The 26872-nt window shown below is 58.3% G+C and carries 28 protein-coding genes; 12 read left to right on the top strand and 16 right to left on the bottom strand.

All coding sequences use genetic code 11. From position 1 onward, the window contains the following. Positions 1-118: 118 nt before the first annotated feature. The 4 genes from BW995_RS03285 (at position 119) to cydX (ending at position 3855) form a co-directional block, all read left to right on the top strand. Positions 119-514, top strand: coding sequence for a hypothetical protein (locus tag BW995_RS03285; protein WP_076398727.1), 396 nt, complete (start codon positions 119-121; stop codon positions 512-514). A gap of 138 nt (positions 515-652) precedes the next feature. Further along, a complete protein-coding gene (locus BW995_RS03280) occupies positions 653-2218 on the top strand; it encodes a cytochrome ubiquinol oxidase subunit I (protein ID WP_076398726.1) in 1566 nt (521 codons plus the stop codon). 13 nt (positions 2219-2231) lie between these two features. Beyond that, positions 2232-3380, top strand: coding sequence for a cytochrome d ubiquinol oxidase subunit II (gene cydB, locus BW995_RS03275; RefSeq protein ID WP_076398725.1), 1149 nt, complete (start codon positions 2232-2234; stop codon positions 3378-3380). Between the two features lie 367 nt (positions 3381-3747). Continuing rightward, on the top strand, positions 3748-3855 hold the full coding sequence (cydX, locus tag BW995_RS03270; RefSeq protein WP_076398724.1) for a cytochrome bd-I oxidase subunit CydX: 108 nt from the start codon (positions 3748-3750) through the stop codon (positions 3853-3855). A gap of 67 nt (positions 3856-3922) precedes the next feature. Here cydX and secF read toward each other — a convergent pair whose 3' ends face one another. From secF to yajC, 3 genes are all read right to left on the bottom strand, one after another. Then, entirely contained in the window at positions 3923-4870 is a 948-nt protein-coding gene (gene secF, locus BW995_RS03265) for a protein translocase subunit SecF (RefSeq protein WP_245821229.1), read from the bottom strand. A gap of 27 nt (positions 4871-4897) precedes the next feature. Further along, the gene (gene secD / locus BW995_RS03260) at positions 4898-6466 is read right to left on the bottom strand and encodes a protein translocase subunit SecD (RefSeq protein WP_076398723.1); all 1569 of its coding nucleotides are present in this window, start codon (positions 6464-6466) and stop codon (positions 4898-4900) included. Positions 6467-6598: 132 nt separating this feature from the next. Then, positions 6599-7006 carry a preprotein translocase subunit YajC gene (gene yajC / locus BW995_RS03255; protein WP_076398722.1) on the bottom strand — a complete coding sequence of 136 codons (408 nt, stop codon included), beginning with the start codon at positions 7004-7006 and terminating at the stop codon, positions 6599-6601. 213 nt (positions 7007-7219) lie between these two features. Between yajC and BW995_RS03250 the strand changes: the two genes are divergently transcribed. Both BW995_RS03250 and BW995_RS03245 read left to right on the top strand, forming a co-directional pair. Then, positions 7220-8083: an ATP-binding protein gene (locus BW995_RS03250; RefSeq protein WP_407656296.1), complete on the top strand. Its 864-nt coding sequence runs from the start codon at positions 7220-7222 to the stop codon at positions 8081-8083. A gap of 3 nt (positions 8084-8086) precedes the next feature. Further along, positions 8087-9160, top strand: coding sequence for a hypothetical protein (locus BW995_RS03245; protein WP_076398720.1), 1074 nt, complete (start codon positions 8087-8089; stop codon positions 9158-9160). Here BW995_RS03245 and BW995_RS03240 read toward each other — a convergent pair. Then, positions 9151-9570, bottom strand: a complete 420-nt coding sequence (locus BW995_RS03240) for a bacteriohemerythrin (protein ID WP_076398719.1) — start codon at positions 9568-9570, stop codon at positions 9151-9153. The two genes, BW995_RS03245 and BW995_RS03240, sit on opposite strands and share 10 nt — an antisense overlap. Positions 9571-9793: 223 nt before the next feature. On the opposite strand from BW995_RS03240, the gene BW995_RS03235 reads away from it, so the two are divergent. Further along, on the top strand, positions 9794-10474 hold the full coding sequence (locus BW995_RS03235) for a response regulator transcription factor (protein WP_076398718.1): 681 nt from the start codon (positions 9794-9796) through the stop codon (positions 10472-10474). Positions 10475-10891: 417 nt separating this feature from the next. On the opposite strand, the gene BW995_RS03230 is transcribed toward BW995_RS03235, so the two are convergent. From BW995_RS03230 to folK, 3 genes are all read right to left on the bottom strand, one after another. Then, positions 10892-13060 (bottom strand): RelA/SpoT family protein, encoded by a 2169-nt coding sequence (locus tag BW995_RS03230; RefSeq protein WP_076398717.1) that lies wholly within the window; start codon positions 13058-13060, stop codon positions 10892-10894. 114 nt (positions 13061-13174) lie between these two features. Beyond that, on the bottom strand, positions 13175-13567 hold the full coding sequence (gene rpoZ / locus BW995_RS03225; protein WP_076398716.1) for a DNA-directed RNA polymerase subunit omega: 393 nt from the start codon (positions 13565-13567) through the stop codon (positions 13175-13177). A 160-nt stretch (positions 13568-13727) separates the two neighbouring features. Further along, entirely contained in the window at positions 13728-14222 is a 495-nt protein-coding gene (folK, locus tag BW995_RS03220) for a 2-amino-4-hydroxy-6-hydroxymethyldihydropteridine diphosphokinase (RefSeq protein ID WP_076398715.1), read from the bottom strand. Between the two features lie 245 nt (positions 14223-14467). Between folK and BW995_RS03215 the strand changes: the two genes are divergently transcribed. Together BW995_RS03215 and BW995_RS03210 are read left to right on the top strand one after the other, a co-directional pair. Then, positions 14468-15064 (top strand): LabA-like NYN domain-containing protein, encoded by a 597-nt coding sequence (locus BW995_RS03215; protein ID WP_076398714.1) that lies wholly within the window; start codon positions 14468-14470, stop codon positions 15062-15064. 193 nt (positions 15065-15257) lie between these two features. Further along, a complete protein-coding gene (locus BW995_RS03210; protein ID WP_076398713.1) occupies positions 15258-15893 on the top strand; it encodes a uracil-DNA glycosylase in 636 nt (211 codons plus the stop codon). Here BW995_RS03210 and BW995_RS03205 read toward each other — a convergent pair whose 3' ends face one another. The 4 genes from BW995_RS03205 to dapA all read right to left on the bottom strand — a co-directional run bounded on the left by BW995_RS03205 (position 15894) and on the right by dapA (position 18737). Further along, complete coding sequence (locus BW995_RS03205) at positions 15894-16385, bottom strand: glutathione peroxidase (protein WP_175616963.1); 492 nt, start codon at positions 16383-16385, stop codon at positions 15894-15896. It lies immediately after the preceding gene. Positions 16386-16564: 179 nt separating this feature from the next. Beyond that, positions 16565-17218: a sulfite oxidase-like oxidoreductase gene (locus tag BW995_RS03200; protein ID WP_076398711.1), complete on the bottom strand. Its 654-nt coding sequence runs from the start codon at positions 17216-17218 to the stop codon at positions 16565-16567. A 139-nt stretch (positions 17219-17357) separates the two neighbouring features. Then, a complete protein-coding gene (gene smpB, locus BW995_RS03195; RefSeq protein WP_076398710.1) occupies positions 17358-17849 on the bottom strand; it encodes an SsrA-binding protein SmpB in 492 nt (163 codons plus the stop codon). A 6-nt stretch (positions 17850-17855) separates the two neighbouring features. Further along, positions 17856-18737, bottom strand: coding sequence for a 4-hydroxy-tetrahydrodipicolinate synthase (dapA, locus tag BW995_RS03190; RefSeq protein ID WP_076398709.1), 882 nt, complete (start codon positions 18735-18737; stop codon positions 17856-17858). 174 nt (positions 18738-18911) lie between these two features. On the opposite strand from dapA, the gene BW995_RS03185 reads away from it, so the two are divergent. Then, positions 18912-20978, top strand: a complete 2067-nt coding sequence (locus BW995_RS03185; protein ID WP_084194527.1) for a lytic transglycosylase domain-containing protein — start codon at positions 18912-18914, stop codon at positions 20976-20978. 72 nt (positions 20979-21050) lie between these two features. Here the strand turns inward: BW995_RS03185 and BW995_RS03180 are convergent, their stop codons facing one another. Together BW995_RS03180 and BW995_RS21060 are read right to left on the bottom strand one after the other, a co-directional pair. Further along, a complete protein-coding gene (locus tag BW995_RS03180; protein ID WP_084194526.1) occupies positions 21051-21542 on the bottom strand; it encodes a bactofilin family protein in 492 nt (163 codons plus the stop codon). Further along, positions 21532-22920: a peptidoglycan DD-metalloendopeptidase family protein gene (locus tag BW995_RS21060; RefSeq protein WP_076398708.1), complete on the bottom strand. Its 1389-nt coding sequence runs from the start codon at positions 22918-22920 to the stop codon at positions 21532-21534. Before BW995_RS21060 ends, BW995_RS03180 begins: the two co-directional genes overlap by 11 nt. 139 nt (positions 22921-23059) lie before the next feature. On the opposite strand from BW995_RS21060, the gene BW995_RS03170 reads away from it, so the two are divergent. Further along, a complete protein-coding gene (locus BW995_RS03170; protein WP_139332730.1) occupies positions 23060-23605 on the top strand; it encodes a phosphatidylglycerophosphatase A family protein in 546 nt (181 codons plus the stop codon). Positions 23606-23634: 29 nt separating this feature from the next. Then, positions 23635-24135 (top strand): CinA family protein, encoded by a 501-nt coding sequence (locus BW995_RS03165; protein ID WP_076398706.1) that lies wholly within the window; start codon positions 23635-23637, stop codon positions 24133-24135. 283 nt (positions 24136-24418) lie between these two features. On the opposite strand, the gene BW995_RS21315 is transcribed toward BW995_RS03165, so the two are convergent. From BW995_RS21315 to BW995_RS03150, 3 genes are all read right to left on the bottom strand, one after another. Continuing rightward, positions 24419-24625, bottom strand: a complete 207-nt coding sequence (locus BW995_RS21315) for a DUF6898 family protein (protein WP_076398705.1) — start codon at positions 24623-24625, stop codon at positions 24419-24421. Between the two features lie 182 nt (positions 24626-24807). Further along, complete coding sequence (mmsB, locus tag BW995_RS03155; protein ID WP_076398704.1) at positions 24808-25710, bottom strand: 3-hydroxyisobutyrate dehydrogenase; 903 nt, start codon at positions 25708-25710, stop codon at positions 24808-24810. 57 nt (positions 25711-25767) lie between these two features. Next, positions 25768-26856, bottom strand: coding sequence for an enoyl-CoA hydratase/isomerase family protein (locus tag BW995_RS03150; RefSeq protein ID WP_076398703.1), 1089 nt, complete (start codon positions 26854-26856; stop codon positions 25768-25770). Positions 26857-26872 lie beyond the last annotated feature (16 nt).

The raw sequence follows: 26872 nt of genomic DNA, 5'->3' as shown, positions 1-26872 counted from the left end.
CCCGGGATCAAGGCAGGGTATGCGCCTTGACCGAAGGGCAACCGGCCCTTCGCACAACAGGTGATCCATGCCGTCGTTGGGGATACTCCCTTTCCTGCCGATCCGCACACGCCGTCGCATGATGGCGTGGCTCGGTCTGCTGGCGATCATCGGCACCCTGTTTACCGCGTCGTTTGCCGGTCTGCCATTCGCCCGACAGGATTTCGGGCAAACACAATCTGCTGACGAAATCGTCATCTGTACGCCGGGTGGCATCCAGATCCTGGATCTGACCACCGGCAAAATCAAGGCCCCGCCCACGCGCGATCATGGCGCAGAGCGGCTGTGTCTGTTGTGTTTGCCGATCGCATCGCAAGCAAGCCTGCACTCCCTCTCGCACGCCTTGCTGGATGCCCTGCCGTCGTTGCGCATCCTGGCACTGTCCCCCCCGGTGCAGGTTTGCGACCAACCCTCGATGGCCCTGCTCGGGTTTGATCATGATGCCCGTGCTCCGCCCTCTCGTGTCGTAATTTGACGTTCGTTCACTCGACACCGTTCATTTCAGTGTGATGTCCTGCGTTCTCGCCGATGGCGGCAGCGCAAACGCGGCTTTGTGCCCGGTTGCGGGCCATGGCTCCGTTTGGCATCCCCTGACAGACACGAGAGCAACCGCATGATCGATATGGATCTTGTCGGACTGTCACGCCTGCAATTCGGCATGACAGCCCTGTACCATTTTCTGTTTGTTCCCCTGACCCTTGGCCTGTCCTTTCTGCTGGCCATCATGGAAACCGCCTATGTGATGAGCGGTCGCGAAATCTGGCGCGACATGACCAAATTCTGGGGCAAGCTGTTCGGCATCAACTTTGCCGTTGGCGTGGCCACCGGTATCACCATGGAATTCCAGTTCGGTACCAACTGGAGCTATTACAGTCATTATGTCGGGGACATTTTCGGCGCTCCGCTGGCTATCGAAGGCCTGATGGCGTTCTTCCTCGAAAGCACCTTTGTCGGGCTGTTCTTCTTTGGCTGGGACCGCATGAGCAAGGTCGGCCACCTGACCGTCACCTGGCTGGTGGCGTTGGGGTCGAACCTCAGTGCGCTGTGGATTTTGATTGCCAACGGCTGGATGCAGTATCCGGTGGGGGCAACCTTTAACGTTGACACCATGCGCATGGAACTGACCAGCTTTGGAGCCCTGCTGTTCAACCCGGTGGCACAGTCAAAGTTCGTTCATACCGTCTCGGCGGGCTATGTCACCGGCTCGATGTTCGTGCTGGCGCTGTCGGCGCTGTACCTGCTGCGCGGCAGGCATATCGCCTTTGCCAAGCGCAGCTTTACCGTTGCCGCCAGCTTTGGTCTGGCTGCCTCGCTGTCGGTGGTGGTGCTGGGCGATGAAAGCGGCTATGCGGTCAGCGAGCACCAGCAGATGAAGCTGGCTGCCATCGAAGCGATGTGGGAAACCGAGCCCGCTCCGGCCAGCTTTACCCTGTTCGGCCTGCCGGACCAGCAGGCGCAGGAAACCCATGCCGAGGTCAGGCTGCCGTGGCTGATGGGGCTGATTGCCACCCGCTCGATTGACACCGAAATTCCCGGTATCAAGGACCTGGTGGCCAAAAATGCCGAGCGTATCCGTCAGGGGCTGGTGGCCTATGATGCGCTGGAGAAAATCCGCCTCAACCGGCAGGATCAGGAAGCCCGCGCCACCCTGCTGGCCCGTCAGGATGATCTGGGCTATGCCCTGCTGCTGAAAAAATACGTCGAAGACCCGCGTCAGGCCAGTGAACAGCAGATTCAGTCTGCCGCTCTGGACACCGTGCCGCATGTCGCCAGCCTGTTCTGGTCGTTCCGCCTGATGGTCGGGCTGGGCCTGTTCTTCATCGTGGTGTTTGTCTACGCCTTTTACCTGTCCAGCAAGCGCGATTATCTGCGCAGCCCGTGGTTCCTGCGCCTGCTGACCTACAGCCTGCCCTTGCCGTGGCTGGCTGCCGAACTGGGCTGGTTTGTCGCCGAACATGGCCGCCAGCCGTGGACCATTGACGGGGTGCTGCCCACCTTCCTGTCGGCGTCATCGCTGACCGGCGGGCAGGTTTTGTTCACGCTGGCCGGGTTCATCCTGTTCTATTCCATTCTGGCGGTCGTCGAAGTGTTCCTGATGGTCAAGTACATCCGTCTGGGGCCCGCCGAAGCTCTGGGGGTCAACGATGCGGTGAGCCCTGACGCTCATCAGCACGTGTAAGGGAGAGCACAGCATGATTCCCTCTTTTCTCGATTACGAAACCCTGCGCCTGATCTGGTGGCTGTTCCTGGGCGTTCTGCTGATCGGCTTTGCGATCATGGACGGCTTTGATCTTGGGGTCGGCACGTTGTTGCCGTTCATTGGCCGGACCGACAGCGAGCGGCGGGTGATGATCAACAGCATCGGCCCGGTGTGGGAAGGCAATCAGGTGTGGCTGATTCTGGGGGGCGGAGCCATCTTCGCTGCCTTTCCGGCCATCTATTCTGCTGCCTTTTCCGGCTTTTACATCGCCATGTTCCTGACGCTGGTCGGTCTGATCATGCGTCCGGTTGGCTTTGATTACCGCAACAAGGTCAGTGATCCGCTGTGGCGGACCTGCTGGGACTGGGCGCTGTTTGTCGGTGGCTTTGTGCCGTCGCTGATTTTTGGCGTCGCCTTTGGCAACCTGCTGCAAGGGGTGCCGTTCCGGCTGGATGACACCTTGCGGGTTTACTACGAAGGCTCGTTCTTTGGCCTGCTGAACCCGCTGGGCCTGCTGTGTGGCGTGCTGTCGGTCACGATGCTTGCCGCTCAGGGGGCCGCTTATCTGAACATCAAGACCGAAGGTGTTCTGCAACAGCGGGCCCGCACCGTTGGCCGGGTGATGACGCTGGTGGCGCTGGCGCTGTTCATTCTGGCCGGTCTGTGGGTGGCGTCGGGCGTTCAGGGCTATGCCATTTCGTCGCCGGTGGTCGGAGATGGTCCGTCCAACCCGCTGCTGAAGACCGTTGTCCGTGAGACTGGTAGCTGGATGGCCAATTACGGCAAGTATCCGTGGATGATTGCCGTGCCGCTGGTCGGCATTTTTGCCGCGCTTGCCGCTGCCCTGCTGGTGTCGGTCAGCCCGGGGATTGCCTTCATTGCCAACTCGCTGTTCATCGCCTCGGTGGTGGCAACTTGCGGGGTCAGCATGTTCCCGTTCCTGATGCCCTCCAGCCTCGATCCGGCATCCAGCCTGACCGCCTATGATGCAACATCGTCGGCCTTCACCCTGTTCGTGATGCTGATTGCCACCTTGATCTTCCTGCCGATCATTCTGGCTTACACCAGCTTTGTGTTCCGGGTGTTGCGTGGCAAGGTTACTGCCGAATACGTCGCCCGCAACAGCAAGAGCCTGTACTGACACACTAGAGCATTTCTCGGTCTCCAAGGATCACGATAAATGCTCTAATGATTTGTTATTTAAGCAAATACGTCGTCGCAGATGTGTCCATCTGCTCGGGATTTGCTCTAGACCAGCGTGCGTTAAACCTGACGCCACCGTACACGACAGTTGTGAAAACAAGAGCGGGCTGCCGCCCGGACCTGCTCGGGGCCTGAGGCCCCGAACCCCCATTTTCTCTTTTATGATCAAAGGAATGGGGTCTGGGGCCTTAAGGCCCCAGCGAGGTTTGGAGCAGCGCTCCACGATCTGTTTGTTTTTTGTCGCAGTGATTTTGCGCAAACCCGGAACCACTTTTGCGCTCACTGCTCTAAAGGAGACGCCAACAATGTGGTATTTCACCTGGATTCTGGGTATCGGACTGGCCTGTAGCTTTGCCATCCTCAATGCCCTGTGGCACGAAGCACAGGAAACGGACCCCGGACGGGTTTCGTAAGTACAAAAAAGAGAGCCGCCGGGGACACCCTCGGCGGCTCTTTTCATGTCAGCAATGCAGCGGACGGTTACGGCATTGCGTCGGTCTTGGCGACTTCGGCGTCTTCGCTGTCATCGCGGCGCAGGCCGGTGTACAGCAGGGTCGGCAGAGCCATGTAGAACGACGAGTAGGTCCCGGCGATCACCCCCCAGGTCACCGCGAGGCTGAAGCCGCGCAGCACGTCACCACCAAAGGCCAGCAGCGAGGCCGCCGCAAGGAAGGTGGTGGTGCTGGTCAGCAGTGTGCGGGTGAACACTTCGTTCAGGCTGCGGTTCAGCAGGTCGTACAGTTCCATTTTCTTGTAGCGGCGCAGGTTTTCACGCACGCGGTCGAACTGCACCACCGTATCGTTGATCGAATAGCCCGCCACGGTCAGCAGGGCAGCAACCACCGTCAGGTCAAATTCGATCTGGAAAATCGAGAAAATCCCCGCTGCCGTCACCACGTCATGGATCAAGCCGAGCATCGCCCCGATGGAATACTGCCATTCAAAGCGGATCCAGATGTAAATCCCGATGATGGCCATCGCCCCCAGAATGGCGTAGACGCCATCCTGAATCAGCTCGCCACCAACTTTCGGACCAACCACATCAACGCGCTTGTAGGTGTAGCCTTCGCCCAGAACTTCCTTGATCTTGGCAACGGCACGCATTTCGCTTTTTTCGTCGCTGTCCTTCGGCTGCCCCAGACGCAAGGAAACCTCGCGACCGGTCTCGCCCAGGGTGGTTACGGCGACTTCGCCCAGATCAAGGCTCGACACCTTGGCGCGGATGTCTGAAACGTGGACGCCTTCGGGGACTTCGGCTTCGATCAGCACACCGCCGGAAAAGTCGATCCCGAAGTTGAAGCCCTGCACCGCAATCGACACCAGCGAGGCCAGCGTCAGCGCCGCCGAGAAAATGAAGCCGATCCACCGCCGCCGCATGAAGTCGATCGTAAATTCCTGCGGCAGGAATTTGAGCAAACTGATCATCATCTTTGTCTCTTACCTGTCAGCGGATCATCAGATCGGCAACGTCTTGGGGCGAGCCCGACGGAACCACAGCGATACCAGGAAACGGGTGAACATGGTGGCGGTGAACATCGAGGTGATGATCCCCAGACTGAGGGTTACCGCGAAGCCACGCACCGGCCCGGTCCCGAAGAAGAACAGCAGGACAGCCGCCGCCAGAGTGGTGATGTTGGAGTCAAAGATGGTCCCGAAGGCATGGCGGAAACCGGATTCCGCCGCATTCAAGGCTCCACGACCGGCCCGCTCTTCTTCACGCATGCGTTCATAGATCAGCACGTTGGCGTCAACGGCCATCCCCATGGTCAGCACGATCCCGGCGATGCCCGGCAGGGTCAGGGTAGCCCCCAGCAACTGCAGGCAGGCCAGCAGCAAAACAAGGTTCAGCACCAGCGCAACGTTGGCGATCAGTCCAAACATGCCGTAGCACAGCATCATGAACACCACCACCACCACCAGACCAATCACCGACGCAGCGGCACCGGCCTGAATGGAGTCCTGGCCCAGCCCCGGACCAACGCTGCGTTCTTCCAGCACGGTCAACGGCGCAGGCAAGGCACCAGCACGCAGCAGCAGCGCCAGATCCTGCGCTCCCTGAACGGTAAAGCTGCCCGAGATCACCCCACTGCCGCCAAGGATCGGTTCCCGTACCACCGGTGCGGAAATCACCTGATCGTCCAGCACGATCGCCAACTGCTGACCAACATTTTTGGTGGTCGCTTCGCCAAAGCGGCGGCCCCCGATGCTGTCAAAGCGGAATGACACCACCGGTTCGTTGTTGGTGCTCTGGAAGGTTGCCGAGGCATCGGTCAGGCGGTCGCCGCCGACTTCCACCGCGCGCTTGACGACATACTGCTTCGGACCATGGCTGCCTTCAGCGGCAGGCAACAGGCGCGACCCCGGCGGAACACGACCACGCAGGGCGTCTTCCGGCGAGACCGAGGAATCAACCATATGGAAATTCAGCTTGGCGGTCTTGCCAATCAGGCGTTTGACCCGCTCGGGATCGCTTTCGCCCGGCAGCTCGACGATGATGCGGTCGGCGCCCTGACGCTGGATGGTCGGCTCGCGGGTGCCGCTTTCATCAATACGGCGACGCACGATTTCGATCGACTGCTTGACGGCGGCCTGCTTGCGGTCATTCAGGGCCTGTGCGGTGTAGGCCAGACGAACCAGATCGTCCCCTTCGGCCTTGACCGTGATGGCCTGATCCAGCTTGCTCAACTGACCAATGGCGGCATCACGCCCAGCGGCATCCGGAATGCGCACCACCACCGTCTGCCCGTCCAGGCTGAGGTCGCGGTAGACGATCTTTTGTTCGCGCAGGGTGGTGCGGGTGCTTTCGACCAGACCGTTCAGTTGCTCCTTGACCACATCGTCAACGGCGACTTCCAGCAGCAGGTGCGAGCCCCCTTGCAGGTCAAGGCCCAGATTGACCGGTTGCCACCAGCTCGGGAAGTCATGCTTCCCCAGTGGAGCCATCAGATTGGGAAGGGCATAAAAAATACCGGCAACGCAAACCGCCAGAATCAGCCCGATTTTCCATTTGGCAAAATATAACATGGGGAGTTTCATCCCAAGAACGTCGGCGGGAATGGCATAAACGTGCCAGGAGGGCAATCACGCCCCCGTGGCACGCTTTGGACCTGTACGGCAGCTAAGGAGCAATTGCTCGCGGCCGCAAGGCTTTTTCCCTTACTTTTTGGACAGCAGGCCCTTCAGACCACCAGCCTTGCCGTCTTCGGCCTTGTCGGCATCGCCTTCGTCCTTGCCGCCCTTGACCGGCTGAGTCTTGGTCAGAACGTCGGTGATGGTGGCACGCAGCACGGTCACGCGCACGTTGTCGGCCAGATCGACAATCACCTTGTCGTCTTCGACCTTGATCACGGTGCCGATGATGCCGCCGCCGGTCAGGACCTGATCACCACGACGGATCGCTTCCAGCTTTGCCTTGTGTTCCTTCATGCGCTTTTGCTGCGGGCGGATCAGCAGCATGTAGAACACCACAAAAATCAGCGCCAGCGGGCCGAACTGTTGCAGCATGGCCATGGGATCAACGCCACCGGCAGCCGCGGTCTGGGCAAAAGCGGGGGAAATCAGCATCGAAAATAGCTCCAGTAGGTAAAGGATGGCACATGGTCTTGTGCCTGTGTGCGACACAAGATGTCTTGGTGCGGGACTATAACTGCCTCACATCGAGTTGCAAACGCAAACCGCTATGGTACGGTCCCCCTATCGGCACTATAGGCAGGAAAACGGCAACAATAAGGCCTGTGGTGCACGGAATAAGGCGTTCCAGATACAAGGATAATCATCGTGACCTTTTCGGCTGAAGCCATTGTTCCCCTGCTGACCCGCATTGCCGAGGCTTTGGAGCGGATGGCGCCCCCTCCCCGTCCGGCCTTTGACACCGCCACTGCCGACGCTTTTGTCTGGCATGCCGATGGTGAATGGCTGGCTCCGGTTCATGATGTCAGCCGTCTTGATCTCACCCTGCTGAAGGGCGTTGAGCGCCAGTGCCAGCAATTGATGGACAATACCCGCCGCTTTGTTGACGGGCTGCCGGCCAACAATGCCCTGCTGTGGGGCGCGCGCGGTACCGGGAAAAGCTCGCTGGTCAAGGCCATTCATGGCTCGCTGAATGCCGAACGTCCGGGCTGTCTGGCACTGGTCGAAATTCACCGCGAAGACATCGTTTCGCTGCCTGCCCTGTTGCAGATCCTGAAAAACGGTGGTCGCCCGACCATTTTGTTCTGCGATGACCTGTCGTTTGACGGTCAGGATGAAAGCTATAAATCCCTGAAGGCTGTCCTTGAGGGCGGGCTGGAAGGCCGCCCGAAGAACGTGATTTTCTACGCCACCTCGAATCGCCGCCACCTGCTGTCGCGCGACATGATCGAGAACGAGCAATCGACCGCCATTCACGCCAGCGAAGCGGTGGAAGAAAAAGTCTCGCTGTCCGATCGCTTTGGCCTGTGGCTGGGGTTCCACAACGTCAATCAGGATACCTTCTTTGATATCGTGCGCGGCTATTGCACGCATTATGGCCTGCATATCTCGGATGAAGACCTGCAACGGGAAGCAACCGAATGGTACCGCACCCGTGGTTCCCGTTCGGGCCGTGTGGCATGGCAGTTCTTTCAGGACCTCGCCGGTCGCCATTCCGTGCAGATTGACTAAAGCATGTCGTCCTCTCCGCACATCGTTGCCTATGCTACCCCCCATGGGTACGGGCATGCCGCCATCCTGACCGCTGCCCTGCGGTCGGTTGCCGAACAGCGGCCCGATGTGCGGATTTCGGTGGTCTCGACGGTCCCCGGTGCCTTTTTCCACGAACGCCTGACAGGTATGGATTTTCAGCACTATGGGCGGGGTGTGGCGCTGGATTTTGGCATGAAAATGGCTTCGGCCAGCGATGTGCTGGTTGATGACAGCGCCGCAGCCTATCGCGCTGGCCATCGGCACTGGAAACAGCACGTTCAGGAGGAACAGGATTTTCTGCGGTCCCTGAAGCCATCGCTGGTCTTGTCCTGCGCGGCTTATCTGCCCCTTGCCGCGGCCAGCACGCTGGGCATTCCGGCTTGCAGCATTGGCCCGTTTACCTGGCTGGGGATTGCTGCCAGCTTTTTCACCGGGCAGCCGGATTACGAGAGCCTGATGGCCCCGATGCGGGACGCCTACGGCCACGCCTCGGCCCTGCTGGCGACCACTCCGGCGATTGTGTGGGAGGATTGCGTGACCGACCGCCGCATACATATTGGCCCGGTCGGCTCGCCCTGCTCCACGCCGTCCCGGCAGTTACGCCAACAGATGGAGGCCGCTGTGGGAGCGGGGCGCAAAATTGCTCTGGTCGCCCTTGGTGGCATTCAGGAACCCTTGAGCATGCTGGACCACTGGCCCGACACCCCGGACTGGCTATGGCTGGCATCCAGTGATCTGCCCCGGATCGGGCTCAGCGTCAACCAGGCCCTGACCTGCGTTGATGCGGTGATCACCAAACCCGGATATGGCACCTATATCGAAGCAGCCTGTGCCGGGACGCCCCTGCTCTACCGCTCCCGCCCGTTATGGCCAGAGACAACCGGCCTTGCCCGCTGGTTGGCGCACTACACTGGCGTTGAGGAGATCAGCGAGCAGGATTTTCAGACCGGCACCATTCTCCCTGCCCTTGAGCGTGCCTGCTCTGCGCCACGGACGCCATTGCGGGTGGTCAGTGGCAACCATCAGGCCGCCACCCTCCTGCAGGATTATTTCTGAGCGTTCTTGCCCAGCTTTTCCAGCAGCAGTGCCTTGTATTTCATGTCTTCGCCAAGGATATGGCGCATCAGCCAATCGGACAGGAAGTCAAACATCCTGACGCTGCCTTTTTTCGGATCATCACGGTAACGCTCTTCCAGAGCGGCAACCTGATCCTTCAGCTTGCCATGAATTTCCTTGTGGCGATCCAGATCCGGGTAGCGGATCAAGCGCAACAATTGTTCCTCGGCCTCGAAATGATAATCTGCATATGCCATCAGGTCACGCAAAACGCGGCCGACAGTATCAGGCGACTCCTTTTTGCGCACAACGCTATGTAATTCATTCACCAGAGATAAAAGTTTTTTATGGTCCGCATCGATTGTGTCAATGCCGACGCTCATCTTATCGGTCCACTCAAGCAGCGCCATTATGGCCGCCCCTTCTCTCTTCGTAACGTGCCAAGCCTCACGGCTGCCTTTGTACGGGGAAAGGCAATCCGTTTCCACCCTAAATCTGTTCAGGGCATTGTGGTGCCTGACCGGCTGAAATTCAATCCATGTCTTTCAGCGTGGGCTGCCATACATCCTAATCTTTTGTATAGGCCCAAAAGGGTGGTACAGTAGGAAAGTTACCCGGTAAACGAGGTGCGTCATGCTTATTCTTCTGGCCGATGACCACGAACTGGTTCGCGCGGGAATTCGTCCATTCCTCCATGAGCTTGCCCCGGTGGTTGAGCTGATTGAAGCAGAGAGCTATCAACAGGCTTTTTCTGTTCTGGAAAAAGACAGGAAGCCCGATCTGGCCGTCATCGACCTCAGAATGCCTGGATACGAAGACGGTGCGCTGCAAAGATTTTGCTCCACCCTGAAAGATGTTCCGGTTGTCATTCTGTCCGGATCGACCAGCCATGGGGACATCCTGAACGCCTATGCCCTTGGTGCTGCAGGATACATCCCCAAGACCTATAGCGGTCCAACCATGGTTCATGCCTTGCGTTTCATTATCAGCGGAGAACGGTTTTTTCCGGCAATCGCTCTGGATGCCTTTCTTGAACCCGTGCAGCCAGTGGCAGCCGCAACCCCACCGGCGATGATCAGGACAGCACAACAGGAACCGCTTTTGAGCAAGCTGTCTCAGCGGGAAACAGAAATTCTCGGGCTGATGATCGCCGGAGGAACCAACAAGGAAATCGCCCGCCAACTCGAAGTGCAGGAGATTACGGTCAAGGTTCACCTGCGCAACATCTATCGCAAGCTGGGAGCGGCAAACAGGGCTCAGGCGGTGCGTATCGCTCTGGAAGATGGCTGGAGGGCTCCGGTACCGGTCAGCTAACCTCCGCCCAGAGCAATAAAATATCTTTCGCCCAACCAAAACTTTTCATTTGTGTACGCAGATTAAAAGCAAGAGAACTTTTACGACTTATTACCGTGCTGACGAAAAAAAGCCTTTACAAGAACGATTACACCTGCGATCTTGTGCATCGCAACATAGCGTGTCCCTCGCCCTGCGAGGCTATGTTGTCTTTCTTGGACGTTTCCTCCCTAAACTTCAGGGGCCGCACTTTGTTGCGGCCCTCTTTTTTTGTCCAAACAGGATGTGGAACCGCGAGGCTCGCAGCCTCACTTCTGTTTCCCCCTCAAACTCATGGGGTCCGGGGCCTGAAGGCCCCGGCGAGGTGTGGAGCAGCGCTCCACGTCCTTGTTTCCTTTCTATCGTGTACCGTGGGCATCAGATTGAACGCACAACGCCCTAGCGGCGAGCACGCTCCACCGAATTCACTGCCGGGGTTGCCCTCAATGCAGCAATAATGTTTACCAGGTGGCGAACATCCCGCACGTCAACATCAATGATCATGTCAAAGAAATCAGCGCTGCGATTGGTGATCTTCAGGTTGGTGATATTACCCATGTTCTTGGCAATGACCGTTGACAGCGAGCCAAGCGACCCCGGTTCATTTGCGACCACCATGTTGATGCGCCCCACATGATGCTGACTGTCGTTTTCCGTATCCCACGCCAGATCAAGCCAGCGCTCTGGCTGCTCGGAAAATTGCTCCAGCTGATCGCAGTCGATGGTGTGAATCGTCACCCCCTTGCCAGTGGTCACAATACCAACAATCCGGTCTCCCGGCAGAGGGTGGCAACAGCGGGCATAATGCAAAGCCATCCCCGGGATCAGCCCACGGATCGGCATGCTGTGGTGCGTACCTTCGGTGTCTTTCTTTTTCGCCCCGGCCAGCCCTTTGACCAGCGACACCATTGACCCGACCTTCTGGGCCATTTTCAGGCCCGGGTAGACGGCCATCACCACTTCGTGACCAGAAAGCTGCCCCTCCCCGACCATCCAGTAGATGTCTTCGACATCTTCCGCCCGGAAGCGATTGGTAACCCCCGCCAGACCTTTTTCGGTCATGTCATAGCCTTCGGAGCGGAAGGCTTGTTGCAGGATCTTTTTGCCCAGCTCGACATTCTGGCCGCGCTGCTGACCACGGACGAAGCGACGGATCCGGGCCCGCGCTTTGCCGGTCACCACAAAGCGTTCCCATTCCGGGCTGGGTGTCTGCTTGGGATTGGTGATGATCTCGACCTGATCACCATTATTCAACTGCGACCGCAGCGGCACCATCCGCCCGTTTACCTTGGAGCCGACGCAGCGATCCCCCACCTCGGAATGGACGTTATAGGCAAAATCCACCGGCGTTGCACCACGCGGCAAGGCAATCAGGTCGCCTTTCGGAGTAAAGCAGAACACCTGATCCTGGAACATTTCCAGTTTGGTATGTTCAAGGAATTCTTCCGGGTTGGAGGCATGCTCCAGAATTTCCAGCAGTTCCCGTAGCCAGCGGTATTGCCGCCCTTCGGTCAGGGCTCGAGCGGCCGCGGCATCCTGCTTGTAGCTCCAGTGGGCTGCCACCCCCATTTCGGCCACTTCATGCATTTCAGCGGTGCGGATCTGGATTTCGATGCGATGACGCTCCGGGCCGATCACTCCGGTATGCAGTGACCGATAGCCGTTCGGTTTGGGGGTCGAGATGTAATCCTTGAAGCGGCCCGGCACCATCGGGTAAGCGGCATGCAGAACACCAAGAGCACGATAGCAGTTTTCGAGGCTGTCAACCGTCACCCGAAAGGCCATGATATCGGACAATTGTTCAAAGGCGACATCCTTGCGCTGCATCTTGCGCCAAATCGAATAGGGGCTTTTTTCGCGTCCGGCCAGGCTGGCCTGAATGCCGCTGTGCGCCAAGGTCTGGTTCAGCTCGCCCATAATCCGCTGGACCAGATCGCCGCCTTGCTCTTCCAGGAATTTCAGGCGATTGACGATACTGTCGCGGGCATCGGGATGCAGCTCGGCAAACGAGTTTTCCTCAAGCTCGGTCTTGAACTCCGCCATTCCGATCCGCTCGGCCAGCGGGGCGTAAATTTCCATCGTTTCCAGTGCGATACGACGGCGCTTCTCGGGCTTTTTAATATAGTGCAGCGTCCGCATGTTGTGCACGCGGTCGGCCAGCTTGACCAGCAGAACCCGGATGTCCTCGCTCATCGCCAGCAGCAGCTTGCGGAAATTTTCTGCCTGCTTGGTCTGGTCAGACTGCAACTGGATGCGGGTCAGCTTGGTGACACCATCGACCAGCCGGGCAACATCATCCCCGAACAGGCGCTGAATTTCTTCGGCGGTGGCATCGGTGTCTTCGATGGTGTCGTGCAGCAAGGCAGTGATGATGGTGGCGGTGTCCAGTTTGTAGCGGGTCAGAATCCCCGCGACCTCGACTGGATGAGAGAAATAGGGGTCACCCGAGGCACGGGTCTGCGATCCATGCTTTTGCACGGCATAGACATAAGCCCGGTTCAACGCATCTTCATCGGCGCCGGGATCGTAAGACCGAACCCGCTCCACCAGTTCAAATTGACGCATCATGATGCCTGAACCCCCACCATCAAAACAAAACAGGGGAGTAACTCACCCTAATGTGGGTTGGTTACTCCCCTGATGCTATAGCTGTATCACGAGATGCAATCGCGGTACCGAGCCTTACAGATCGTCATCACCGACGGCAGCGTCGCCAAGATCTTCGCTCATGCCATCTTCACCGGCCAGCAGGTCGTCACCCGACTCGCCGCCCATCATGGCTTCGCTCATCTCGACAGCAATTTCGCTGGCCAGTGTATCGAACTCGTCATCTTCCGGTTCATCGACTTCGACATGCTTCTGCAGGCTTTGCACCAGAGCATTGTCGAGTTCGTCGGTCGAGACCATGAATTCCGCGATTTCACGCAGGGCAACAACCGGGTTCTTGTCGTTGTCACGATCAACGGTCAGGGCCGACCCGGCAGAGATATCCCGCGCCCGCTGCGCAGCCAGCAGAACCAGATCAAAACGGTTCGGAACCCTTTGAACGCAATCTTCAACGGTAACACGAGCCATGGGGTACTCCCGCACAGGCAATAAGGACGAGCCGCCAGAACGCCCGCGTGCACACCCCGTTTCGGGCTTGGCGCACCATTCTGACGAAGCTTTGGGAACCGATGTGTATAGCGGCTCACCTGAACAAAGGCAACACCGCAATGCACAAGGTCAAGGAATATCAGTCATGCAGCAAGGGGCGGATCTGTTGATCCGGCGGCAGGCTGACCATCATTTGGTCAACGGACAGACCCAGGCGGGGATGAACCCAGTCCGGGGCAACGTCGCGCAACGGGTACAGGACAAAGGCCCGCTCCTGCAGGCGAGGATGGGGGAGAGAGAGGGAGGCATTCTCCCGCACGTCACCGCCATGGGCCAGCAGATCGAGGTCAATGACCCGGGGGGCATTGACCACCGTTCGCACGCGCCCCATGCGATCTTCAATTCGATGCAACCCACTCAGGCATTCTTCCGCAGACAAGGATGACTGAACAAGCGCCACCCCGTTGACGTACCATGGCTGATCAGACATTGGTACCGGGGCCGTTTCATACCAGCGAGACAGGCTTAGGACTTCCATTTTTTCATCAGCAAGAAGACGAACTGCCTGCTGACAAGCGTTCAGGGGAGACCCGTACATGCTGTCAAGATTGGCCCCAACCGCAACGAGTATCATTATATTTTTTCTCCGTTGTCCCGATGGTTTTACAAAAAATTTACCTGAACATGGGCTTGTCATCGCACCCGGTTAGGCTTACTTAGAAAGACGAAGACGGTAAAGTCCCGTTCGGCCTTCTACCACTCATCCATCAGCTTATGAATCATATCGCTGACTCAAATAATCGCTGGCACGTTTGCCGAAAAGACAGACGGCCCCGATAAACCTTGAAAATATAGACAATAAGTCGAAAGGCATAGACAATGATTTTCTATCCGCAAGAGCGCATTGCCCTCTTCATTGACGGGTCAAATCTGTACGCTGCAGCTCGGGCTTTAGGCTTCGATATCGATTACAAGCGTCTGCTCGACCTGTTCGCCTCCAAGGGTCATCTGATCCGCGCGTTCTATTACACCGCGCTGGTCGAAGATCAGGAATACTCCCCCATCCGCCCGCTGGTCGATTGGCTCGATTATAACGGCTATACGATGGTGACCAAGCCGACCAAGGAATTCACCGATTCCATGGGCCGCCGCAAGGTCAAGGGCAACATGGACATCGAGCTGGCCATCGACGTGATGGAAATGGCCGATCATGTGGACCACATCGTGCTGTTTTCCGGCGATGGCGATTTCCGTCGACTGGTCGAAGCCGTGCAGCGCAAGGGCGTGCGCGTGACCGTCGTTTCGACCATCAAGTCTCAGCCGCCGATGGTTGCCGATGAACTGCGCCGTCAGGCCGACCACTTCCAGGAACTGCTGGAACTGGCCCCGGTTATCCGTCGTCAGGTTGACCGCGAGCAATACGCACCGTCTTCGCCAGCTCCGCATGCTCCGGCTCAGCACGGTGAAGATCTGTAAGGACGACTTTGGATCTGTGGACGTAAAGACAGCTCCAACGCCTGTCCTTCACCCACCGAGATCAAGACCATCGCGCCGATGTGCGCGGTGGTCTTTGCCTTTTCTGGAACAGTGCGCGAAAACCGGTACCCGTTCTTCGCGACTGTCTTGATACCCCCCGGGACGATAGCCCTTTCAGCAGAGCCATCCTGCCATGACCTTTACCCCTCCTGAAGCCACCTGCCAGCTCTGTTCACGTCTGGTCGAATTCCGTAATGACAACCAGCGCCAATGGCCGGACTGGCATAATGCCCCCGTCCCGTCGTTTGGATCGCTGGATGCCAGTCTGCTGGTGGTTGGCCTGGCCCCCGGTCTGCGCGGAGCCAATTGCACCGGACGTCCGTTTACTGGCGACTATGCCGGCGACCTGCTGTATCCGTCGCTGAAGGTCTTTGGCTTGGCGGGTGGCGATTACCAGCGTCGCCCCGACGATGGCTTTATGCTGAAAAACACCCGCATCACCAATGCGGTACGCTGCGTTCCGCCGGAAAACAAACCAACCCCTGCCGAGCAGAACACCTGCCGCCCGTTCCTGATCGACGAGCTGCAGGCCATGCCCAACCTGCGGGTCATTCTGGCTTTGGGGTTGATTGCGCATAACGCTGTTCTTTCGACCATGAAAGAACGGAAAGTCAGCTTCCCCTTTTCTCACGGTGCCCAGCATCACCTGGGCTGTGGCATTGTTCTGGCCGACAGCTATCACTGCTCGCGCTACAATGTGAACACCGGTCGGCTGACCGAAGAGATGTTCCATCAGGTGCTGAGAAACATCTCCCCCTTGCTGCTGTGATCAGCTTTTTTTCAAGGCCGCATCAACAGCAGCGCGCACCTTGTCGCTCATCGGATCGGTGACGGACGAAAACCAGTCGACCAACGAGCCATCCGGGGCAATCAGGTACTTGTGGAAATTCCATTTCGGGGCGGCAATGACTCCCAGTGTCTCCCGCGCCCAGCGATAGAATGGGTGGGCCGCCTCACCAGAGACAACCTGCTTGGCGGTCATCGGAAAGTTGACCCGAAAGGTCGTGGTGCAAAAATCCTGAATTTGCTGCTCTGTCCCCGGCTCCTGTCCGCCGAAGTCGTTGGAGGGAATACCCAGAACGACCAGCCCGCGCTCACGATAGGCATCCCACAGGGCCTGCAAGCCTTCATATTGCTTGGTGAAGCCGCACTGACTGGCGGTGTTCACCACCAGAACCGCTTTCCCCCGGAACGATGACAGGGGCAAATCTCCGCCATCGATGGCCGGAAACGAAAAGCTGTAGGCATTTTCTGCGGTCATCGCCTGGCTCTCCTTGCGCCGCCCGAACAATCCAAACAGCATGGCCCCTGCCCCTCCCAACATGACAGTGCGACGATTAGAGTGCATATCGCTCTCCTTCGATCACAACATTTACTTTAATGCTTCGGCTTGAAAGAAAATACGTCGTCGCAGATGAGTCCATCTGCTCGGGATTTGCTCTAACCATACCGTTCCTCCAGAAATGGCTCGCCGCGCATGTGATATCCACGTGCCTCCCAAAAACCCGGCTGGTCTTTCTCCATGAAGGTCAGATGACGCAACCACTTGGCGCTTTTCCAGAAATACAGCTTCGGCACCAATAAGCGTACCGGCCCGCCATGCTCGCGCGATAACGGTGCGCCGTTCCAGCTATGGCACAGCAGTACATCATGATCGGCCAGCCATTCCAGCGGTACATTGGTTGAATAGCCGTCAAAGCTCCGCGCCATCACAAAACGGGCGTTCGGAGCAGGCTGAATCAGATCAAGCAAGTGGCGGAAGGATACCCCGGAAAACTCGTTGTCATAGCTGCTCCAGGTGGTGACGCAGTGAATATCAACGGTGACCGTTGTTTGGGGCTGCGCCATGAACGTCGCCCAGTCCCAGGTGACAGGCGCACCGATCAGGCCACCCACGGTAAACTGCCAGTCCTGTTGCGATACAACCGGCTGCATGCCCAGATCCAGTACCGGCAGTCCCTGCGTCTGGTGCTGCCCCGGAGGAAGCCGCCGCTTTCGCTCGGATTTTTCCCCGCTTTCGCCCCGGCGCTGATCAGCCCAAATTTCCTTTGTCGCTGTTAACTTACTGGTCGGAGGCAGAAACTCGTCGCTCATTTTTGCATCCCATTACCGCAGCACGTTGCTCCGATATAAGGCGGAATGAGCAGGGAAACCAGAGGAATGAACGAAAAGCTGTCTTAAAATGCAGAAAGGGGAGCCGAAGCCCCCCAATCGCAAAATTATTCTGTCCTTCTTAACCGCGATCCCGCAAAACCCGCTGCTTCTGCCGGTTCCAGTCGCGTTCCTTGATCGTCTCGCGCTTGTCGACCGCGTTCTTGCCTTTGGCCAGTCCGAGGCTGAGCTTGGCGCGGCCCTGATCATTGAAATAGATCGACAGCGGAACAATGGTCATCCCGTCACGGTTGACCGCATTCAGCAACCGGACGATCTCGCGCTTGTGCAGCAGCAGCTTGCGCGGACGGCGGGTTTCGTGCGTGAAGTGTTTGGCCGGGCTGTATTCGGGAATATAGACGTTATACAGCCACAGCTCGGTCAGGTCTCCTTTGCGACCGGCATAGGCATCCTGAATGTTTGCGCGCCCGAGGCGGAGGCTTTTGACCTCCGTCCCGAACAGCACAATACCAACTTCTATTGTGTCCTGAATGAAATAGTCATGGCGGGCGCGGCGGTTTTCAGCCACCCGCCCGACAGAGATCAGACCACTTCCGCCTTTATCTTTCGCCATGAAGGATCAGGCGTCCAGCACACCGGCAGAGACCATTGCGGCCTTGACTTTTTCCTGTGCGGCCGGGCTGACCGGAATCATCGGCAGGCGCAGGACATTCTGGCACTTGCCCAGCAGCGACGCGGCATACTTGACCGGAGCCGGGCTGGTTTCGCAGAACATCGCATCATGCAGCGGCATCAGGCGATCACGCAGTTCCCAGACGGTGGCATAGTCGCCAGCCTGCCAGGCATCATGCAGCTGGGCGCACAGGGCCGGAGCCACGTTCGAGGTCACCGAAATGCACCCCACGCCACCCTGAGCCAGGAAGGCGGTGATGGTGGCATCTTCACCCGACAGCTGGCAGAAATCAGACTTGATTGCCAGACGGGTCTTCAGCGGACGGGCAAGATCAGCGGTGGCATCCTTCACACCAACGATGCGCGGCAGCTCGGCCAGACGGGCCATGGTCTCGACCGACATATCGACAACGCTGCGGCCGGGGATGTTGTAGATCACCAGCGGGATGTCGGTGGCGTCATGCACAGCCTTGAAATGCTGGTACATGCCTTCCTGCGACGGCTTGTTGTAGTACGGCATGACCAGCAACGCCGCATCGGCACCGGCCTTTTCCGCCGAACGGGTCAGATCGATGGTTTCATGCGTCGAATTCGAGCCAGAGCCCGCGATCACCGGCACTTTACCTTTAGCCACTTCGATGCACAGCTCGACGACACGTTTGTGCTCGTCGTGGGTCAGGGTGGGAGATTCGCCGGTGGTGCCGACCGGAACCAGGCCGTCGGTGCCCTGGTCGATCTGCCACTGGACGAAGTCCTGGAACGCCTTTTCATCCACGGCGCCATCGGCAGTGAAAGGCGTAATGAGGGCGGTGATGGACCCCTTGAACATGCTGTGCTCCGTTGAGCCTAAAGTGTGCAGAAATAAGGCGACGACCATAGCGATCTCTTGCCCGTTCGGCAAGATGTCACATCAGCTTTTGTGAAGGAAGGGTTGTTGAAGAACGCGCTAACCCCTAAATTGAGCAGTCATCGCTTTCAGGTGGCGCACCAGAGGGGAAGTGCCGTGCTCAAGTTATCCGCTGTCCTGCAGACCCAGCATTCACCCGCCCGCCGGTTCCGGCATCATTCCCTCAAGATTGCCTCCCCGGCGTTGCTGGTTGCCGCTCTGCTGGGATTTTCCTCCCCCTTCCTGCTGCCTGTTGGCGACAGTCCGGCCATTGCGGCGGCGCAGGCGGCCCCCCTGAGCGACGGCGATCAAAGCCTTTATCAGCAGGCCTTTGACCTTGCCACCCGCGGGCAATGGCCGAGCGCCATTTCACTGGCGGATCAGGCCCGCAATCCTGTTTTGCGTGACGTCCTGCTGTGGCGGTACATGCAACAACCTGATAGCGGCTATAGCTTCGAGACCATTTCAGCCTTTGTGACCACTCACCCCGGCTGGCCAGCACAGACGGCCCTGCTCCGCCGCGCCGAAGACGCCATGAGTGGCGATGAGTCTCCGCAAACGCTGTTGCGCTGGTTTGCCAGCAACCCGCCGTTCAGCGCCAAAGGGAAAATGATTCTCGCCACAACGCTGATGGCCACCGGCAAAACCGAACAGGCGATCGAAGTTGTGCGGGATGCATGGGTTAACGAGGCATTTTCCGCCAGGGATGAACAAGAATTTCTGGCCCGCTTCTCGTCCTACCTCACTCTTGCCCATCATCAACGGCGCGCCAGTGCCCTGCTGTGGAACGACCATGACGTTTCAGCCGAGCGGATGCTCAAGCTGCTTGACCCCGACCACCGCGCCCTGATCCAGGCCCGGATGGCCTTGCAGCGCCGCGACAAGACGGCCAATGCGCTGCTCAACAAGGTGCCGGCTGCCCTGCGCAATGACCCCGGCCTGCTGCTCGACCGGATCACCTTCCGCCGCAAGCAGGGGCAGGAAGACGAGGCCATCGAGCTTTTCAAGGCCCGTGAAGCCGATAGTGTACATCCTCAACACTGGTGGCAGGAACGATCCCTGCTGGCCCGCAGCTACCTCCGGCGGGGCTTTGTCTCTCAGGCATATCGGCTGGCCGCTGGTCACAAAATGACCTCGGGGACCAGTTATGCCGAAGCTGAATGGCTGGCGGGCTGGATTGCCCTGCGGTTCCTGAAAGATACGGACACCGCCCTCAAGCACTTTAAACGCGCGGATGCCGTTGTCACCTCGCCAATCAGCGTTGGCCGTGCCGCCTACTGGACCGGTCGCGCCGCCGAAGCCGGGGGACAAAAGGCCGAAGCCCAGCGGTGGTATACCAAGGCAGCAGAACAGGCCACCAGCTATTATGGTCAGCTGGCTGCCGCCCGCCTCGACCCAAGCCAGCGTCCGGGATTGCCCCGTGCCCCGCAGATCACCGACGAAGACCGACGCGCCTTTAACAACAGCGACCTGACCGCGGTCGTCCGCGCTCTAGGGCAGATCAGTCAGGAGGATCAGGCCCGTTCCTTCCTGTTCCGCCTGACCGAAGACGCCCCGACCGAGGGACAACGTGCCCTTGCCGTCATGCTCGGCACCGAGTTGCGCCCTGATCTGGCCGTCGCCATGTCCCGCCGGGCGGCACAAAAGGGAACGCATGTTCTGGATGTGGCATACCCGCTGCCGGCATCGTTGCAGATTACCGACAACACCCCGGAAAAAGCTCTGGTTCTGTCGGTCATCCGGCAGGAAAGCAATTTCAACAGCCGTGCCATCTCGGGTGCAGGGGCTCAGGGGTTGATGCAGTTGCTGCCAGCCACCGCCCAGCATGTGGCCAAAAAGCAGGGTATCCCGCATGCGACCTATCAGTTGACCAGCGACCCCAGTCACAATGTGCAACTGGGCAGCAGTTATCTGGAAGGCCTGATCAACGGGTTTCAGGGGTCATACATCATGGCCGTTGCCGGGTATAATGCCGGCCCCGGTCGGCCTAAAAACTGGGTGCAGGAATTTGGCGATCCCCGGCAGGGTGAAATCGATCCCATCGACTGGGTTGAAATGATCCCCTTTACCGAGACGCGGAACTATGTCCAGCGCGTGCTGGAATCCGTTGCCGTTTATCGCGCCCGACTGAGCAAAAGCGAAATCCGCTACACGCTTGAACAAGACCTTAAGCGGGGCGGATAAGGCACACAAATGCGCCTGACGGAACCTGTCCGTCAGGCGCATCCAGAACACTGCACACTGCTCTAAATAAACTTAACCCGCAGCGGCTTCGGCTTTTTTGTCCTTGGCATCAATCGCGGTGATCACCGACCGGGCAGCTTCGAACCCCAGAGCCGGACTCTTTCCGCTCTCAATGGCCGAAGCCTTTTTGGCGTTGTCGGTCATGCGGCGGCAGTGGCCTTCCATGAAGGCACCGGGCTCGATGGCCAGACTTTCATGGGTGATGTCACCGACCATATGAGCCGTCGACGCAAGAAAGACTGTCTTGGCCCGCACCTGACCTTCCAGTTTGCCGTGCAGGCGGACGCTCTCGGCATCGACTTCACCGGAAACGGACCCGTTCGAGCCAATAATCAGTGCGCTGCAACGAATATCGCCGCGCACTGTACCGTCGATTTGAATCTCGCCGGTGCTGGAAAGGTCGCCAGTGATGGTCAGGTCTGCACTAATGATGGACGGAACAGAGCGCCCTGAATTTTCGGAACGCGTATCGCGGCTGGATGACTTGCTAGCCTTAGAGAACATTAATGCCCGCCTTGATAAAAATGGAAGGGTCACACGGCTGACCATTCACGATGACTTCGTAGTGGACGTGCGGCCCCGTGCTCCGTCCAGAATTTCCCAACAAGCCGATCCTGGTGTTCCGGTCCACCAGATCTCCCTTGCGCACCAAAGTTTTGTAAAGATGACCATAGCGGGTCTTCAACCCGTTTCCGTGGTCAATTTCAACGACCCTGCCATACCGGCCACGCCACCCGGCAAAAGAGACACGTCCTTCCCCTGTCGCCGCCACCGGGGTTTGATACGGTGCGGATAGATCAAGCCCTTCGTGAATGGCGCGATCACCATTCACCGGGTCAACCCGCACCCCAAACGTACTGGTAACTCGATAATCCCTTAAAGGTTGCCCGATTGGCAGAATTTCCGCCAGCCCTTGCATGCTGTTCCAGCGGGAATACTGCTCGTTCAGACTGACCAGGGTTTTTGCCGACGGGTCCGCTGGATCAACGGCAGCCACCGGGATGAACGGCCCGCCCTGGTTAAGGGATGAAGAGCGGTCTTTCACCAGAGCATCAATGCTCAGACCCGTGCCCTTCAAAGCCTCTTCCAGATCCTGCGACCGGTTGCGGGCGACAGTCGAGAAATTCTTGACCAATTGCAATTGAGTGTTTTGCAACTCAGCAATTCGGTTTTCCAGCGTCTTGATCTGCTCCTTCAGCGATTGGCTCTCGCTGGTTGCCAGATCCCGCTGTAATACGACACGGCGGACTTCCAGATCATCAACGCCGCTCTGGTTCGGATCGAAGGTTTCCGCCGCCGTTGCCAGCGTGGTCATTTCCTGCTCAAGCCGCCGAAGCTGCTGGCGCAACCCGGCTCGCTCCTGCGTGGCCCGTTCCCGGTCAAGATCGGTCGCCGCCGAAGCGATATCCTGCGCTCCCTGCCGGGCAGGCTCGGCAAGGCCCTCCCGGACATTCCGCATGTGCTGCCCCGGTCGATCCTTCCCGACATCATCATTCAAGGCAACAGACGGCACCGTAGCCTGATCGGCCAGAGAAAGGGATCTGGCATGGTTTTCTTCAAGATTTTCAGTAACTTCTGAAATCTTGTCACGGTAAACCGTGACCTGAGCCAGCAACCCCTTATACGCGGTCTGCGCCCGGGCCACCTCTTCCTGCTTTGTCGCAATGATGGCTTCGTTATTCAGATACATATAGGTGCTGAAACCAACCCAACCCGCAACCAAGGCTAGAATTGCTGTAGCAGAAACCTGCGCTGCAGTTGAAAAACGCAGGCTGCGAGTCCGCTCGTCGCTCCGCACCATGACCTGACGCTCAGGAAAAAGGCGTTCAAGGGCCTTTTGGCTGGGTGACAGGTGGTATTTGCGCGGATCGAAGTCTGACATGCTTATCCTTTGTCACAGGGGCGCACCCCGTCTGAAAGGCGGGCGGTTTTCATGAGCATATTATCAGCCAAGGTACCTTTCCCTCGCACGGTATATCAAGTAAAAGCGTCATACAGTCTCAAAATTCAAGAGCATTCCCATGCACACCCACCCGCCCGCGCCACCGGCTCCCCCTGTAGTTGAAAGAGGCCGGAAGACCGTTTCATTCGCATTACTCATGTTGGTGACCTGGCTTGGTTCGGGCCTGTCGCCCAAGGCACCGGGAACGTTCGGAACGCTTGCAGCTTTACCATTTGCGTGGGGAATCATAACACTTTCCGGTGATGCTCATGCTGGATATGTGCTGCTTTCTGCCGCCCTCACCGTTTTTGTCATCGGGTGGTGGGGCAGCGCTCTCTATGTCAGGAAAACCAATACCCAAGACCCTGGACTTATTGTGATTGATGAGGTTGCCGGGGTCTGGATGACCATTGCCCTGTGCCTGCTGAGTGTCGGCCAGCCAGCGTATATCCTTTCCTTCGTTGCCTTTCGCATTTTTGACATCCTGAAGCCCTGGCCCATTTGCTGGTTTGACCGCTCCATTCATGGCGGCCTGGGGATCATGCTCGATGATCTGCTGGCTGGTGCACTTGCCGCTATACCCATTATTATTATACTGTCTCTGACAACTCTCCCCCTTCCCTGATTATCCAAGGCGATAACAAGAGGCCCATCATGGCATTTTTTCCCTCCTCGGTGCTGGATCTGGCTGAAAACGTTCTCAAAGCCTGCCGGGAGCGAGGTATTCTGCTGGTCACGGCTGAATCCTGCACTGGCGGCCTGATCGGAGCGATTATCACCGCCATTCCGGGCAGCTCGGACGTTTTTCATGCGGGCTATGTGACCTATGGCAACAGCGCCAAAGAAACCATGCTGGAAATCCCTCCGTCCTTGATCCGCCGGGACGGGGCGGTCAGCGAAGCCGTTGCCTTTGCGATGGCCCGTGGCGCGCTGGAAGAAAGCCCGGCGGGTGTGGCTGTTGCCGTTACCGGCGTCGCGGGGCCCGGAGGCGGCAGCGAGAGCAAGCCGGTTGGAACGGTCCATATTGCAGTGGTGACAGAAGGTGGCAACACACTGCACCGGATCTGCCTGTTTGATGGTGATCGCGATAGCATCCGCCTGCAAACTGCCGAGATGGCCATGCGGTTGGTGCTGGAAATTCTTGGCGCCGAATAAGCCCCCTACCCTGTGGCTCTGGGGTTATGAGCAATCATGACCCCAGACGCCCCTGCCCTGTAAACAGATTGCGGCGTTTGAGGGTTTTGTTGGCTTTGTAATCTGGTATGGCGCTTTCTTTGTCTACTCTCGTTAAGAATCCTCGTGCTTCAGTCGCATAATTTATCTTCTGAATAGTTATTTGTATAAAGGGAGTAGCTTGTTCGCAAAAGATCGAGAATATATGAGAATAAAAGTGGGAACGGGGAACGCTTTCACTCAGTGTGAAAACGCTCCCTGCCCACTACGGCTTTTTCTCCAGCACGAAGCGAAGCTTCCGCAGGGCCGCTTGCTGCATCGATGTCTTGTGCAAGGTTGCCGGACAGATTACTGTCACTTCGGTGTTACTGGAGACATGAAGCGCTGACACTCGCGCAGATGCTCCAAACACTTTGATTTCGAATAAAACTTCACCCAAACCGGAACCGCCGGTTGGCACATTTGCAGGCATGATCCTGTCTCGCCGCAGAAAAAAGAGGCCCCAGCATGGCGCGAACCGTCCAGAGCGTAAAGCCTCTTTTCCTGTAACCTGAACGCTTTAAAAGCCTTGACTGTAAACCCGCAGGACGCAGAGCCCTGCTCCAAAGCCATTTTTCAAACACCTGTCGTCATCTGCTGATCGTACCGAACAGCTCAGGCATCCCGGCCCAGGCTGCCGTCCAGCATTTTGATGATCCCCGAAAAGTCCATGCCTCCATGCCCCTGGGCACTGAACAACTGGTACAGGGCCTCGGCAGCCCCGCCCAATGGCGTCGCGGCCCCAACCTTTGCCGCCGCATCCTGCGCCAGCTTCAGGTCTTTCAGCATCATGTCGGCAGCAAAACCCGGCTGATAGGCCCGATTGGCCGGCGACGTCGGAACCGGCCCCGGAACAGGGCAGTATGAGGTCATCGACCAGTTCTGCCCCGATGCCTTGGAGCTGATATCGAACAGTTTCTGGGCATCAAGCCCCAACCGGCCAGCAAGGGCAAAAGCCTCGCAAGTCCCGATCATGCCGATCCCCAACAGCATGTTGTTGCAGATTTTTGCCGCCTGCCCGTTCCCTGCCCCACCAGCATGGACAATGGTCTTTCCCATCGCCTGCAGATAAGGCTGAGCTGCCTCAAAGGATGCGTCCGGTCCTCCGACCATAAAAGTCAGGGTTCCCGCCTCAGCCCCGCCAACACCACCGGAAACCGGGGCATCAATCATGGCCATGCCAGCATCGTCACAGGCCTTTGCCACCACGCGGGCAGAATCCACATCGATGGTCGAACAATCAATCATCAACGTCCCCGGCCGGGCATGGGCCAGAACACCCTCGGGACCGGTATAAACGGCCCGCACATGGGTTCCGGCAGGCAGCATGCTGACCACCACATCAACGTCGGATGCCGCCTCGGCAACACTGGGAACGATCGTGCATCCACGCTCGCGGGCACGCGCGCAGGCAGCTTCGCCCAGATCGAACGCCTTGACCGCAAAACCGGCCTTCACCAGGTTGGCTGCCATCGGGCCACCCATGTTGCCCAGACCGATAAACCCAACACTTGCCATAGAACGTCTCCCGTCATTGTTATGATGAAGACAGGCAGGCTTGTGCCCGCTCTGCCTTTACGACAGCTCCAGATCTCCCCCCGGCAAGGGGGCAAACAGAGCATCAACCACCGCGTTGTCCACCTCGGCCAGCGATGCCGCAGACCACCGCGGTGCATTATCCTTGTCCACAATCACCGCCCGCACCCCTTCGGCAAAGTCGGGACCGGCGGCAAGACGCTGGGAAACACGCCATTCGACCTGCATGCAGCGATCAAATTCCAGCTGTGCCCCCAGTTGCAATTGCCGGAAGGTCACCTTCAGCGCAAAGGGGGACTTGCTGGCCAGAGTTTTTGCCTGCTCCTGCGCCCATGGGCGGCCATCGCTGAGCAAGGCTTCCATGATCTCTTCGACACTGGCCCGGTTGAACAGGTTTTCGATGTCATCCTGATGGCGTTCCAGCGCCCCGGTTCCCGGATCCTCATGGAACATTTCAAGAATGCAGGTCACTGCCGTCTGCAACTGGTCCGGCGTCAATTCTTCACGCTCGGCCTCACGCAGCGCCGCAACCACCTCGTCCCGCCGTTCGCTGGGAATGACGTGGGTGGCAATCCCGATCGCATAGGCATCCGCTGCCTTCAGCCGTGCACCGGTCAGTCCCAGAAACAGCCCGACATGCCCGGGCAGGCGGGGCAGGAAATACGTTCCCCCCACATCCGGGATCATCCCGATACCGGTTTCCGGCATCGCAAACAGCGTCCGTTCCGTGGCAATCCGGTGCGAGCCATGAATGGAAATACCAACCCCACCGCCCATGGTGATGCCGTCCATCAGGGCGACATAGGGTTTGGGATAGGTCCGAATCAGCCGGTTCAGGCGGTATTCCTCGGCAAAGAAGGTCCGCAGGGTTTCCAGATCGCCCGTCCGGTTGGCATCCCACAGGGCGCGAATGTCCCCCCCGGCGCAAAACGCCTTGTCCCCGGCCCCCTCGACCACCACACAATGGACGCTGTCATCCGCCGCCCATTGCCGCAGCATCGGGTCCAACTGACGAACCTTGTTCAATGACAAGGCGTTCAGCGCCCTAGGTCGGTTCAGCAGGACCGTGGCCAGCCCATCGGCAGATGCGAACAGAATTTCACCAGCGGTTTCAGTCTCGACGCTCATCGCGAGCTCCCTCTGC

Origin of the sequence: Insolitispirillum peregrinum (assembly GCF_900156605.1) — a bacterium.
Taxonomy (GTDB): domain Bacteria; phylum Pseudomonadota; class Alphaproteobacteria; order Rhodospirillales; family Rhodospirillaceae; genus Insolitispirillum; species Insolitispirillum peregrinum.
The sequence above is the reverse complement of the archived record's forward strand: the minus strand, read 5'-3'. Positions and strand labels throughout refer to the sequence as shown.

What these genes read in the sequence shown, in the direction of transcription:
- BW995_RS03285 (WP_076398727.1), top strand. Translation starts at nt 119, where the DNA reads ATGATGGCGTGGCTCGGTCTGCTGGCGATCATCGGCACCCTGTTTACC.
- BW995_RS03280 (WP_076398726.1), top strand. Translation starts at nt 653, where the DNA reads ATGATCGATATGGATCTTGTCGGACTGTCACGCCTGCAATTCGGCATG.
- cydB (WP_076398725.1), top strand. Translation starts at nt 2,232, where the DNA reads ATGATTCCCTCTTTTCTCGATTACGAAACCCTGCGCCTGATCTGGTGG.
- cydX (WP_076398724.1), top strand. Translation starts at nt 3,748, where the DNA reads ATGTGGTATTTCACCTGGATTCTGGGTATCGGACTGGCCTGTAGCTTT.
- secF (WP_245821229.1), bottom strand. Translation starts at nt 4,870, where the DNA reads ATGATGATCAGTTTGCTCAAATTCCTGCCGCAGGAATTTACGATCGAC.
- secD (WP_076398723.1), bottom strand. Translation starts at nt 6,466, where the DNA reads ATGTTATATTTTGCCAAATGGAAAATCGGGCTGATTCTGGCGGTTTGC.
- yajC (WP_076398722.1), bottom strand. Translation starts at nt 7,006, where the DNA reads ATGCTGATTTCCCCCGCTTTTGCCCAGACCGCGGCTGCCGGTGGCGTT.
- BW995_RS03245 (WP_076398720.1), top strand. Translation starts at nt 8,087, where the DNA reads ATGTCGTCCTCTCCGCACATCGTTGCCTATGCTACCCCCCATGGGTAC.
- BW995_RS03240 (WP_076398719.1), bottom strand. Translation starts at nt 9,570, where the DNA reads ATGGCGCTGCTTGAGTGGACCGATAAGATGAGCGTCGGCATTGACACA.
- BW995_RS03235 (WP_076398718.1), top strand. Translation starts at nt 9,794, where the DNA reads ATGCTTATTCTTCTGGCCGATGACCACGAACTGGTTCGCGCGGGAATT.
- BW995_RS03230 (WP_076398717.1), bottom strand. Translation starts at nt 13,060, where the DNA reads ATGATGCGTCAATTTGAACTGGTGGAGCGGGTTCGGTCTTACGATCCC.
- rpoZ (WP_076398716.1), bottom strand. Translation starts at nt 13,567, where the DNA reads ATGGCTCGTGTTACCGTTGAAGATTGCGTTCAAAGGGTTCCGAACCGT.
- folK (WP_076398715.1), bottom strand. Translation starts at nt 14,222, where the DNA reads ATGATACTCGTTGCGGTTGGGGCCAATCTTGACAGCATGTACGGGTCT.
- BW995_RS03215 (WP_076398714.1), top strand. Translation starts at nt 14,468, where the DNA reads ATGATTTTCTATCCGCAAGAGCGCATTGCCCTCTTCATTGACGGGTCA.
- BW995_RS03210 (WP_076398713.1), top strand. Translation starts at nt 15,258, where the DNA reads ATGACCTTTACCCCTCCTGAAGCCACCTGCCAGCTCTGTTCACGTCTG.
- BW995_RS03205 (WP_175616963.1), bottom strand. Translation starts at nt 16,385, where the DNA reads ATGACCGCAGAAAATGCCTACAGCTTTTCGTTTCCGGCCATCGATGGC.
- BW995_RS03200 (WP_076398711.1), bottom strand. Translation starts at nt 17,218, where the DNA reads ATGAGCGACGAGTTTCTGCCTCCGACCAGTAAGTTAACAGCGACAAAG.
- smpB (WP_076398710.1), bottom strand. Translation starts at nt 17,849, where the DNA reads ATGGCGAAAGATAAAGGCGGAAGTGGTCTGATCTCTGTCGGGCGGGTG.
- dapA (WP_076398709.1), bottom strand. Translation starts at nt 18,737, where the DNA reads ATGTTCAAGGGGTCCATCACCGCCCTCATTACGCCTTTCACTGCCGAT.
- BW995_RS03180 (WP_084194526.1), bottom strand. Translation starts at nt 21,542, where the DNA reads ATGTTCTCTAAGGCTAGCAAGTCATCCAGCCGCGATACGCGTTCCGAA.
- BW995_RS21060 (WP_076398708.1), bottom strand. Translation starts at nt 22,920, where the DNA reads ATGTCAGACTTCGATCCGCGCAAATACCACCTGTCACCCAGCCAAAAG.
- BW995_RS03170 (WP_139332730.1), top strand. Translation starts at nt 23,060, where the DNA reads ATGCACACCCACCCGCCCGCGCCACCGGCTCCCCCTGTAGTTGAAAGA.
- BW995_RS03165 (WP_076398706.1), top strand. Translation starts at nt 23,635, where the DNA reads ATGGCATTTTTTCCCTCCTCGGTGCTGGATCTGGCTGAAAACGTTCTC.
- BW995_RS21315 (WP_076398705.1), bottom strand. Translation starts at nt 24,625, where the DNA reads ATGCCTGCAAATGTGCCAACCGGCGGTTCCGGTTTGGGTGAAGTTTTA.
- mmsB (WP_076398704.1), bottom strand. Translation starts at nt 25,710, where the DNA reads ATGGCAAGTGTTGGGTTTATCGGTCTGGGCAACATGGGTGGCCCGATG.
- BW995_RS03150 (WP_076398703.1), bottom strand. Translation starts at nt 26,856, where the DNA reads ATGAGCGTCGAGACTGAAACCGCTGGTGAAATTCTGTTCGCATCTGCC.